General features: G+C 49.1%; 14 protein-coding genes. 10 read left to right on the forward strand and 4 right to left on the reverse strand.

What is annotated here, in order from left to right:
- Nucleotides 1-92 precede the first annotated feature (92 nt).
- The 6 genes from AC6R1O_RS14305 to rplI all read left to right on the forward strand — a co-directional run bounded on the left by AC6R1O_RS14305 (nt 93) and on the right by rplI (nt 2,494).
- Complete coding sequence (locus tag AC6R1O_RS14305; RefSeq protein ID WP_334554990.1) at nt 93-281, forward strand: (2Fe-2S)-binding protein; 189 nt, start codon at nt 93-95, stop codon at nt 279-281.
- Nucleotides 282-366: 85 nt separating this feature from the next.
- Nucleotides 367-843: a bacterioferritin gene (bfr, locus tag AC6R1O_RS14310; RefSeq protein WP_500629303.1), complete on the forward strand. Its 477-nt coding sequence runs from the start codon at nt 367-369 to the stop codon at nt 841-843.
- 230 nt (nt 844-1,073) lie between these two features.
- Nucleotides 1,074-1,454: a 30S ribosomal protein S6 gene (gene rpsF / locus AC6R1O_RS14315; RefSeq protein WP_004747103.1), complete on the forward strand. Its 381-nt coding sequence runs from the start codon at nt 1,074-1,076 to the stop codon at nt 1,452-1,454.
- 8 nt (nt 1,455-1,462) lie between these two features.
- Nucleotides 1,463-1,765 (forward strand): primosomal replication protein N, encoded by a 303-nt coding sequence (gene priB / locus AC6R1O_RS14320; protein WP_500629302.1) that lies wholly within the window; start codon nt 1,463-1,465, stop codon nt 1,763-1,765.
- A gap of 16 nt (nt 1,766-1,781) precedes the next feature.
- The gene (rpsR, locus tag AC6R1O_RS14325) at nt 1,782-2,009 is read left to right on the forward strand and encodes a 30S ribosomal protein S18 (RefSeq protein ID WP_000090472.1); all 228 of its coding nucleotides are present in this window, start codon (nt 1,782-1,784) and stop codon (nt 2,007-2,009) included.
- A 32-nt stretch (nt 2,010-2,041) separates the two neighbouring features.
- Entirely contained in the window at nt 2,042-2,494 is a 453-nt protein-coding gene (rplI, locus tag AC6R1O_RS14330) for a 50S ribosomal protein L9 (RefSeq protein WP_487901818.1), read from the forward strand.
- 84 nt (nt 2,495-2,578) lie between these two features.
- Here rplI and AC6R1O_RS14335 read toward each other — a convergent pair whose 3' ends face one another.
- Nucleotides 2,579-3,343: a DUF481 domain-containing protein gene (locus AC6R1O_RS14335; protein ID WP_487901817.1), complete on the reverse strand. Its 765-nt coding sequence runs from the start codon at nt 3,341-3,343 to the stop codon at nt 2,579-2,581.
- Nucleotides 3,344-3,516: 173 nt separating this feature from the next.
- On the opposite strand from AC6R1O_RS14335, the gene AC6R1O_RS14340 reads away from it, so the two are divergent.
- From AC6R1O_RS14340 to AC6R1O_RS14350, 3 genes are read left to right on the forward strand one after another with little or no spacing between them, the layout of a single operon-like run.
- A complete protein-coding gene (locus AC6R1O_RS14340) occupies nt 3,517-4,929 on the forward strand; it encodes a replicative DNA helicase (protein ID WP_500625640.1) in 1,413 nt (470 codons plus the stop codon).
- Between the two features lie 12 nt (nt 4,930-4,941).
- Nucleotides 4,942-6,036 (forward strand): alanine racemase, encoded by a 1,095-nt coding sequence (gene alr / locus AC6R1O_RS14345; protein ID WP_487901822.1) that lies wholly within the window; start codon nt 4,942-4,944, stop codon nt 6,034-6,036.
- Nucleotides 6,029-7,207, forward strand: a complete 1,179-nt coding sequence (locus tag AC6R1O_RS14350; protein ID WP_500633117.1) for a BamA/TamA family outer membrane protein — start codon at nt 6,029-6,031, stop codon at nt 7,205-7,207. Before alr ends, AC6R1O_RS14350 begins: the two co-directional genes overlap by 8 nt.
- A 15-nt stretch (nt 7,208-7,222) precedes the next feature.
- Here the strand turns inward: AC6R1O_RS14350 and AC6R1O_RS14355 are convergent, their stop codons facing one another.
- Nucleotides 7,223-7,642 (reverse strand): secondary thiamine-phosphate synthase enzyme YjbQ, encoded by a 420-nt coding sequence (locus AC6R1O_RS14355; protein WP_500633118.1) that lies wholly within the window; start codon nt 7,640-7,642, stop codon nt 7,223-7,225.
- A gap of 289 nt (nt 7,643-7,931) precedes the next feature.
- On the opposite strand from AC6R1O_RS14355, the gene pgi reads away from it, so the two are divergent.
- Nucleotides 7,932-9,584, forward strand: a complete 1,653-nt coding sequence (pgi, locus tag AC6R1O_RS14360) for a glucose-6-phosphate isomerase (protein ID WP_334554997.1) — start codon at nt 7,932-7,934, stop codon at nt 9,582-9,584.
- An 82-nt stretch (nt 9,585-9,666) separates the two neighbouring features.
- On the opposite strand, the gene AC6R1O_RS14365 is transcribed toward pgi, so the two are convergent.
- Both AC6R1O_RS14365 and AC6R1O_RS14370 read right to left on the reverse strand, forming a co-directional pair.
- On the reverse strand, nt 9,667-10,566 hold the full coding sequence (locus AC6R1O_RS14365) for a TIGR03899 family protein (RefSeq protein ID WP_500630528.1): 900 nt from the start codon (nt 10,564-10,566) through the stop codon (nt 9,667-9,669).
- A 315-nt stretch (nt 10,567-10,881) separates the two neighbouring features.
- The coding region (locus tag AC6R1O_RS14370) for a DUF3299 domain-containing protein (protein WP_500657255.1) at nt 10,882-11,090 on the reverse strand (209 nt) is incomplete at its 5' end.

The following is an 11,090-nucleotide window of genomic DNA, read 5'->3' on the forward strand; positions in this document are numbered from 1 at the left end:
AATCGATCTATATTTTACTCATTTGAGACTGGTAATAAGAATGGTTCTCTTTTATATTCAATCTAGAAGTCGTTAGGTCAGGTAGTAAAATTATGTTCGTTTGTTTGTGTCATGGCGTCTCGGATAAAAAAATCCGCAAGTTAGTTGTCGAAGAGGGCGTGACCGATATAAAAGGAATCAAGAAATGCACAGCCTTAGGCACCCAATGTGGTAAGTGTGTGCGCACGGCGAAAGAGATCATCAACGAATCGGCAGTGAATCTGTTTAAACAAGCTAGCTAATCCACTAGCTAAAAATGTGTCGACTTTTTTGACACCTTCTCATTTGGTTCTACAGTTAAAAGAGCCAAAGAGGAGGGCTTCTGTCATGAAAGGCGATCCAATTATTATCCAGCATCTCAACAAAATTCTCGGCAATGAACTCGTTGCCATCAACCAATACTTTCTTCATGCTCGTATGTACAAGGATTGGGGGCTAAAGCACCTCGCAGACAAAGAGTACCATGAGTCTATCGACGAGATGAAACACGCCGACCATCTCATCGAGCGCATTTTATTTCTAGAGGGCATTCCTAATCTTCAAGACCTGGGTAAGTTGATGATCGGGGAAGACACCAAAGAAATGCTCGAATGCGATCTGAAGTTAGAGCTGATAGCCATACCGGATTTGAAAGACGCCATCGCCTATGCGGAAGACATTCGAGACTACGTCTCTCGTGATCTGTTCCAAGAAATCCTAGAAGATGAAGAAGAACACGTGGATTGGCTTGAAACGCAACTTGGATTGATTGATATGACCGGTATCGAAAACTATCTCCAAGCGCAATTTGTTGATGAAGATTAACTAACGTTTCACTAACGTCACTACCGAAGCTGAGTGTATGCGTTGCCTACAACGCACACTCGGCAACCTAGCCAAGTTTGTCATACCTAACTCATCTTTTCTCTTGCTTAAACTGCTTTCTTTCTGTACTATTCCGGCTCCTTAAATCTCAGTCAATTATCTTTAGTTCCTTGCTTCCTCTGGACGACTGAGCCAATTGTGGAAGCTGAATAATCCGTAAGGAGCAACCCATGCGTCATTACGAAATCGTATTCATGGTGCACCCAGATCAAAGCGAGCAAGTTGCTGGCATGATCGAGCGTTACACTGGTTCAATCACTGAAGCTGGCGGTACTATCCACCGTCTAGAAGACTGGGGTCGCCGTCAACTGGCTTACCCAATCAACAAGCTTCACAAAGCTCACTACGTTCTAATGAACGTGGAAGCTGATCAAGCTGTTATTGATGAGCTAGAAACTGCTTTCCGTTTCAACGATGCAGTTCTACGTAACATGATCATGCGTACTAAAGCGGCTATCACTGAGCAATCTATCATGCTTAAGCAGAAAGAAGAGCGTGCTCCTCGTCGCGAAGAGCGTGCTGAAGCTAAGCCAGAAGCAGCGGCTGAGTAATTTCACTTATGACCAATCGAATGGAGCTCAGTGGCACCATTGCTAAGCCTCCCATTCGAAGTAAAAGCCCAAGTGGTATTGAACACTGTCGGTTTTGGTTAGAGCATCGCTCGACCATGATTGAAGCTGACCTACCGAGACAAGTCTATTGTCGTCTACCGGTCGTGATCAGTGGGCAAAGGTCACAAGCATTGACTCAGAATTTAGTACAAGGCAGTAACATTAAGGTAAGTGGTTTTGTCGCTTATCAAACCGGCCGAAATGGCGTTGGGAAATTAGTGTTACATGCCGACAACATTACTCAAATTTAAGATCAGGAGATAGCCCATGGCTCGTTTCTTCCGTCGTCGTAAATTCTGCCGTTTCACTGCAGAAGGCGTACAAGAGATTGATTACAAAGACGTAGCAACTCTTAAAAACTACATCACTGAAGCTGGTAAAATCGTTCCTAGCCGTATCACTGGTACAAGCGCTAAATACCAACGTCAACTAGCTCGCGCTATTAAGCGTTCACGCTACCTAGCTTTACTTCCGTACACTGACAAGCATCAGTAATCGGTCGTTTTATTAAGAAAGAGGATTAAGCAATGCAAGTTATTCTACTTGATAAAATCGGTAACCTAGGTGGTCTTGGTGACACTGCAAACGTTAAATCTGGCTACGCTCGTAACTTCCTTATCCCACAAGGTAAAGCAGTTATGGCAACTAAGACTAACGTTGAGATGTTCGAAGCTCGTCGCGCTGAGCTAGAAGCAAAAGTTGCTGAGCAACTTGCTGCTGCAGAAGCTCGCGCTGAGAAAGTGAACGCACTAGAAGCGGTCGTTATCGCTTCTAAAGCAGGTGACGAAGGTAAACTATTCGGTTCTATCGGTACTCGTGATATCGCTGATGCAATCACTGCAGCTGGCGTTGAAGTAGCTAAGAGCGAAGTTCGCCTACCTGAAGGTGCTCTACGTACTACTGGTGAGTTTGAAATCAGCATCCAACTTCACTCTGAAGTATTTGCTGCTATCAACCTACAAGTTGTACCAGCTGAGTAATTCAGCCTTAAGACGAATAGCAAAACACCAGCCTCGGCTGGTGTTTTTTTATGTCTGCTATTTTGCTCAGGGTTCTTCTTTCATTTAGAACACAAACAGCAAGTTGACCGAAAACATACTATCAGCTTTGCTTAGCCCTTCTGGAACCTTATCGTGATATTGGCGGTTATGAGTGAGCTTAAGCGCAATATCCTCAGTGATGTTGTTGGTGACACTGATGTCGGTATCGGTTCGGGTGTTACTGTGGCCGCTAACCCAAGTCACGTCCGCGGAGAGACGTAGGCTTTCAAGCACTTGCCAACTGCTGTTGATGTTGCCACGAAAAATCGCTTCCCTCACAATGTTGGGAAAGATGATATCGTCATCATCAATTTCATCAAGGTTGGGTTCTTGGTAGCGATAACCCGGACCGACTTCGACTTCAAGCAAGAAGTCATCCGTGTTTGATAACTGATAACCGAGCCCTCCCGAAAGCGTGTGATCTTTGTAGTACGCGGTGTACTTTGAGTTGACGCCTTTATAACTCGAATAGAGGTAGGTCTTGGGCCCAAGTTTATAGTCACCTTGCATAGTGTAGGTGGACTGCCGCTTGTCTTCTGTCCCATCTTTGTAGAGCAGGTAGTATTTCCACTCTCCGCTGGTACGGTAGCGACCTTTAATGTACTCGGCACTTAAACGAGAGTTGAGCGATTCGGAGTCGGAATTGCCCTTGTGTGCTTGATAGCCGAACTCGACCTCTGTATCCCAGGGGGAAGGTACTTGGATATCCATTTCACTTTGATCCGTACTATCTGCGTAGGCCAAGGACGAGCCTATTAACCCCACGCACAATAACCAAAGTTTTGACACTCAGTACCTCTCGGTCGAAAAATAACAGGGCGCAATAATAAACAGGCTTTGTATAGACTTGGTCAGGGCGGAGTCAAAACTCAAATCGGATCGTTGTTCCTAGCTTGAAACGGGAGACATAGCGATGATTCTCGTTATAATGTCCGGTCAGGAACAAGTTGTTGAGTGAAATCATGGCCCAGAGCAAAGTAGAGAATCGGAACCTTAAACCACGAGACGCCCAAGTCGATGCCATCAAAGTCCCACCGCACTCATTAGAAGCCGAGCAGTCGGTCATTGGTGGCTTGCTGTTGGATAACGAGCGTTGGGATACCGTCTCTGAGCGTGTGGTCGCCAAAGATTTCTACAGTCGACCTCACCGTTTAGTGTTTCAAGCGGTACAAGCCATTTTGGAAGACAACAAGCCACTTGATCTCATCACCTTGTCAGAATTTTTAGAGCAGCGCGAACAGCTTGATGAAGTAGGCGGCTTTGCTTATCTGGCGGACTTAGTCAAAAACACCCCGAGTGCGGCGAACATCAATGCGTACGCAGACATTGTGGCTGAGCGCGCACTGGTTCGCGACTTGATCGGTGTTGCCAATGAGATTGCCGATGCCGGCTACGATCCACAAGGACGCAGCTCAGAAGATCTGCTCGACTTGGCTGAGAGTAAAGTATTTGCCATTGCCGAGTCCCGCACCAATGAGAATGAAGGTCCGCAAAACGTCGACAACATTCTAGAAAAAACCCTCGAACGTATCGAACTGTTGTACAAAACGCCGCAAGACGGGGTGACTGGCGTCAACACGGGCTTTACGGATCTCAACAAGAAAACCGCGGGTCTACAGGGTTCTGATTTGGTCATTGTCGCAGCGCGTCCATCGATGGGTAAAACCACCTTTGCGATGAACTTATGTGAGACCGCGGCGATGGAACAAGACAAGCCCGTGCTGATCTTCTCTCTTGAGATGCCCGCGGAACAGATCATGATGCGTATGCTCGCCTCGTTGTCGCGTGTTGATCAAACGAAAATTCGTACCGGTCAGTTGGATGATGAAGACTGGGCGCGTATCTCATCGACCATGGGGATTCTCATGGAGAAGAAGAACATGTACATCGATGACAGCTCAGGTTTGACACCGACGGAAGTGCGCTCGCGCGCTCGTCGTGTGGCTCGCGATCATGGCGGTCTGTCGATGATCATGGTCGACTACCTTCAGCTCATGCGCGTCCCTGCGATGTCGGATAACCGGACGTTGGAAATTGCAGAGATTTCTCGCTCATTGAAAGCGTTGGCTAAAGAGCTCAATGTGCCTGTGGTGGCGCTGTCTCAGTTGAACCGTTCGTTGGAGCAACGAGCCGATAAACGTCCGGTGAACTCGGATCTGCGTGAATCGGGCTCTATCGAGCAGGACGCCGACTTGATCATGTTCATCTACCGTGACGAGGTGTACAACCCAGATAGCCCGATGAAAGGGACCGCAGAGATTATCTTGGGTAAGCAGCGTAACGGTCCGATTGGTTCAGTGCGACTGACCTTCCAAGGTCAATGGTCGCGCTTTGACAATTACGCGGGTCCTGCGTTTGATATGGATGATGAATAATCGATGAGTTACATGAAAGCGGCAACCGCATCGATTAATTTGGATGCGCTGAAACACAATTTGGCTCGCATTAAACACCAAGCGCCGAGCAGCAAAATCATGGCCGTGGTGAAAGCGAACGGATACGGGCATGGACTTCGTCACGTTGCCAAGCACGCTGAAGGTGCGGACGCGTTTGGCGTCGCGCGCATTGAAGAGGCGCTGGGGCTTCGCGCTTGTGGTGTGGTGAAACCTATCCTCCTTCTCGAAGGCTTTTATTCACCAGGGGATTTACCTGTATTAGTCACCAACAACATCCAAACGGTGGTGCACTGTGAAGAGCAGCTTCAAGCATTAGAAGATGCCGAGTTGGATACTCCTGTTGTGGTTTGGCTGAAAGTCGACAGCGGTATGCATCGCTTAGGTGTCAGGCCAGAGCAATACGAAACGTTTGTTGCCCGTTTGAAGCGCTGCCCGAATGTGGCGAAGCCGCTGCGTTACATGAGTCATTTTGGCTGCGCTGATGAGCTCGAAAGCAGCACCACGCAAGAGCAAACCGAGCTGTTTCTCTCTTTGACGCAAGGTTGTGAAGGTGAGCGTTCTCTCGCCGCGTCTGCGGGTTTACTGGCTTGGCCAGAGAGCCAGTTAGAGTGGGTAAGACCCGGCATCATCATGTATGGCGTGTCGCCATTTAATGATCAAAGTGCGGCGGATCTCGGCTATCAGCCAGTGATGACGTTAAAATCTCACCTCATTGCGGTTCGAGATGTGAAGCAAGGGGAAAAGGTCGGTTACGGCGGCACATGGACTTGCGCGCAAGACACCAAAGTCGGCGTGATTGCGATTGGTTACGGCGATGGCTACCCAAGAACCGCGCCCAATGGCACCCCTGTGCTGGTCAATGGTCGCAGAGTGCCGATTGTCGGTAGAGTGTCGATGGATATGCTAACGGTCGATCTTGGCGGTGACGCACAAGACAAAGTGGGTGATGAAGCGATTCTTTGGGGGCAAGATTTACCCTCCGAAGAGGTGGCGTCCCACATTGGCACCATCGCCTATGAACTGGTGACTAAGCTCACTTCGCGTGTTGAGATGGATTACCAGAAGTCTCTGCAAAGCTATGAATAAACTGCGAATGCTGGCCCTAGTGGCCAGCTTTTTTATCGCTACCTTTTGCCACAGTGGCGAGAAAGATTCTGCGTTTCTGCCCTTTTATTTTAGTACCGAAACGCTCGGTAATACCTTCGGTGTTGCTGGGGTGGCGAAAGGCGTAGGGCAACCGCAAACCGTGCTCTTTGGCATGGGGTTGTACTCTGATAAAGCCAGTTATCTTGGTTATGTTGCGGCGTTCAATTACGCACTCTCCTCTCATTGGCTGGTCAGTACGCAGATGTACCAAGCGCGCTTTAATGACAACCCTTATTACCTTGGAGAGCAGGGTAGCAATGCGTCGCCTACGGGGGGCAGCACCATCACCAACGGTGATGAGCAGAACTACCAATTCGAGTTTAAATATTTGCTCCCTTGGGGGCTGGTTTCACAGCAAGGCATGAGTGGTGTGTTTGCGCCGTCACGTCCGGTCAGCACCGCCTCACCTTACGACTCTGGCGTCACTTCCATCAGCGTGACGCCGTTTTACTCAGAGCGTCAATTGGATGTCTACACGCAAGCAGAGAAAGCCACTGGCGTTGAGGTGAGCCTAGATTGGGATAATAGAGACAGTGTCCGCAACCCAACCAAAGGCTCACACTCGGCGTTCACGGTCAGCATGGGCACAGAGCAGCGCCTTAGCGATAGCTGGATAAAGTGGGAAGCGCAGAGCAGCCAGTATGTTGCCCTTGGCCCTTTGGGCAGTTGGTTTGATCAGCAAGTGCTGGCGTTTGATGTCTATGCCGCAGACACGCCCACCTGGGATGCCTGTGAGGGTTGTGCGAGACCGCCAGAGCAACTTCAGGCGCGACTTGGCGGTTTATATCGCCTACGAGGCTTTACCGCAGGGCGGTATCACGGTCGCTCGGCGCTGCACTACTCGATGGAGTATCGTGTCTTACCCGATTGGCAGCCGCTAGAGAGTGTGCCCGTTCTTAATTATTACGATCTGCCTTGGTGGCAGTGGGTACTGTTTGCCGAAGCCGGTCGTGTGGCTGATGAGTTTGATTTAGCCACGCTCCACTCAGATATGCAGTGGAACCTTGGCGGAGCAGTGAGGCTTCAGGTTGAAGGCGTGGTCGTTCGCGCCGAAATCGCGAAAGGAGCGGAAGAAGGCACGTTTCGCGTGATGATCAATCAGCCGTTCTAATCACACCGATGGGCTCTACTCTCCTTGTAGGGTGGCAATAATAGTTCGTTTCCCACCGTTGTCTCGGTGTTCACCCAGATAAATCCCCTGCCACGTTCCTAGTGCCAATCGACCTTGTCGAATCGGAATCATGACACTGGCGCCGAGAATCGATGCTTTAATGTGCGCGGGCATATCATCATCACCTTCATAAGTATGACGGTAGTAAGGCGCGTTTTGTGGCACAAAGTGATTAAAGTGCGCTTCCATATCGCTGCGCACGGTAGGATCGGCGTTCTCATTGAGGGTAAGACTTGCGGACGTATGTTGGATGAACAGCTGTAATAAACCGACAGAAATCGATTGAATTTGTGGCAATTGTTGCTCAATTTCATCGGTAATGAGATGAAACCCGCGCGGTTTCGCGCGCAATTGTACTTGGGCCTGAGACCACATAGAGACTCCTTATCTAGACAAACCCGCTGGCAAAATTGCTTAGGGTTAGTGCAGTGATCAACGGTGCAGCATCACCAAAATCAATGCTATTATTCCACGTGCAACGACGCAGTTGCTCGGTTTTGAAGCGGGTAACGTGACCTAACTCAAAGAGAGTGAGGGTACCCTAGGTCATAATGAGCAACTGAAAAAAAATTACAATTATTCTTCATTTTCAAATTCGGGGATTCCACCAGTTTTCGCTAGACTGAATGGAATAAAAACGGACTGTAACATCGGGATAACGACCATGTTGAAAACTATCAATCCAACGCAGACATCCGCTTGGAAAGCACTCACCGCACATTTTGAATCCGCACAAGATATGGATCTTAAAGCGCTCTTCGCACAAGACCCAGCGCGCTTTGACAAATTTTCGACTCGCTTTGGCGACGATATGCTTGTCGACTACTCAAAAAACCTCATCAATGAAGAGACGTTAAAGCACCTGTTTGCTTTGGCACAAGAAACGGATCTGGCGTCCGCGATTGAGGCCATGTTCAGTGGTGACACCATCAACCAAACTGAAGGCCGCAGCGTTCTGCACGTGGCGTTGCGTAATCGCAGCAACACGCCAATTATGGTCAATGGTGAAGATGTGATGCCAGCGGTGAACGCGGTTCTAGAGAAGATGAAATCGTTCTCTGAGCGTGTGATTGGCGGTGAGTGGAAAGGCTACACAGGCAAAGCCATCACCGATGTCGTGAACATTGGTATCGGCGGCTCTGACCTAGGCCCATACATGGTGACTGAAGCGCTCGCGCCGTACAAAACACACCTCAACATGCACTTTGTCTCTAACGTTGACGGCACTCACATCGCTGAAACGTTGAAGAAAGTAAACCCAGAAACCACACTCTTCCTTGTGGCATCGAAAACCTTCACCACGCAAGAAACCATGACCAATGCGCACTCCGCTCGTGATTGGTTCTTAGCATCAGCCGGTGATGAAGCGCACGTAGCTAAGCACTTTGCGGCCTTGTCGACTAACGCTAGCGCGGTGTCTGAGTTCGGTATTGATACCGACAACATGTTTGAGTTCTGGGATTGGGTCGGCGGTCGTTACTCACTGTGGTCTGCGATCGGTTTGTCGATTGTATTGGGTGTCGGCTACGACAACTTCATCGAGCTACTGACCGGTGCTCATGAGATGGACAACCACTTCAAGTCGACAGAGCTTGAGAGCAACATTCCAGTGATCATGGCGTTGATCGGTATTTGGTACAACAACTTCCACGGCGCAGAGTCGGAAGCGATCTTGCCATACGATCAGTATATGCACCGCTTCGCGGCGTACTTCCAGCAAGGTAACATGGAATCCAACGGTAAGTTTGTCGATCGCAACGGTGATGCTGTGACTTACCAAACGGGCCCTATCATTTGGGGTGAGCCAGGAACCAATGGTCAGCACGCGTTCTACCAGTTGATTCACCAAGGCACTAAGTTGATCCCATCGGACTTCATTGCGCCAGCGTTGAGCCACAACCCAACCGGTGATCACCATCAGAAATTGATGTCGAACTTCTTTGCTCAGACTGAAGCACTTGCGTTTGGTAAATCTGCAGAGACAGTGAAAGCGGAGTTCTTGGCGGCAGGCAAAACGGAGCAGGAAGTGGAAGCCCTGGTGCCATTCAAAGTGTTTGAAGGTAACCGCCCAACGAACTCCATCTTGGTTAAGCAGATCACTCCACGCACATTGGGTCAATTGATTGCGATGTACGAGCACAAGATCTTTGTTCAAGGCGTGATTTGGAACATCTTCAGCTTCGACCAATGGGGGGTGGAGCTCGGTAAACAGTTGGCGAACCAGATCCTACCTGAACTCGGCGATGACGCGCCAGTGAGCTCTCACGATAGCTCGACCAATGGCTTGATCAACGCGTTCAAAGCACTGAAAGCGTAATGATCGGCTGTTGACCGCCAAGTATGAAAACGCCAGCGATGTCGCTGGCGTTTTTTTGTCGTTTGATTTTGTTTGTCGGCCACTACACCGTGTGGTGAATCGAGGAGTTTGACGCGTCGGTATTGGCGCTAAATTTCTGATTGAGGAGCGCCAACAGCTGATCGTAATACTGGGTATTGGGCTTATTCCCTAGCAGTTTGCACAGCTCGTTGCCGGTAGGGCTAAAACGGTAGTAGAGCAGTCTCACGCCTTTGCTGTGCGCTTGCAACAAGAGTTGTTTGCCTTGGTAGGTCAACGCCAGTGGTGAGTCGAGCTCAATCTCGCCCGATTCGAGCTCTGCTGAGTGCATTAGCCCCAGTTCAAACAATACCAATAAACTCGAATAGGGGAGTTGGAAGTTGCCGACATTGATGTTGTTGGTGGTATTTCGCTTGCCAAAACTAAAAATGCCCCCTTGGGCGCGGTAACCGATCAAGAGCTTGCGGCTGTTGTCTCCGCCAAAACTGCACGCCAGTGAGGATGCGCGTTGTAAGATCTGCGCCTCTTTGGGCGTCATATCTTGCAGCACTTTTAGGGCTTTCATCGACGTGGAGCCAGGGTTGGTGACTTCACGCTTCAGCACCTGAGCCCACAAACGTTGCATAGCGCTGTTGTGCACCTCTTGCGCCATATCGAAGAATCGATACAACCAATCTTGGTCAGGATCGCCTGCGGTTTCGTTCTTACATGAGGTGTGAGCAAGCTTTAGGATCTGCTCAAGGTTTTTCTGTCTGAGCTCTTTGCGTTTACGCTCGCGCAACAAAGCGCGTTCGAGTGCCGTTTTTTCCGGTGTTTGCGCTTGCAGCATGGCATCCAACCCATATTGCTGGGCGATGGTGAGGATACGGCTGGCGCTGTCTTTGACGTAGCTGGACTTTTTTTCTTGCTTATCGGTGTGGGTAGCGTCGTGCTCAATCACAACCGGCTTATTTGGCTCAGACATGATGATATTCCTTAGCAGTCATATCGTTATTAAATCATATTGCACAGCGATGCCGGATGCTACCCGCCATAGAGTGTGATGCTTATCCGAATAAGATTATAAAAATATCACTATCACGAATGATAATAAGTTGTTAAAATTGTTGCTATTGTTTTGGAGGGCTTTATGAAGTTTTCAAGTGATGAAAAACTGAAAAAGCACCTGCTAATCGCCTTTTTACTCCTGACTTATCTCGGGATCCTAGCGTATCTCTCTCGATATCTGACCTAAGCTGGGCGTTTAACAGGTTGCTTTATTGTTAATGGATTCGAGGGGTTACTGATCGTCGTACTCAGTAATCGCGGTGCCTTCAATCAGGTAACCCGTTTCGGCCAACTCATGACTCATGGTTTCTGTCTTGAGCGTACCGACCACATAAATCACGTCCCACAGCTGTTGCACTGGTGCCCCTTGAGGGAACTTCACGTAAATGATCTGGTTTGGTGGCGGTGGCGGTACGTGAATACAGGCACCAAAGTAAGGTA

The sequence above is a fragment of the Vibrio sp. R11-SG3-ISO3-SZ genome (assembly GCF_059834345.1).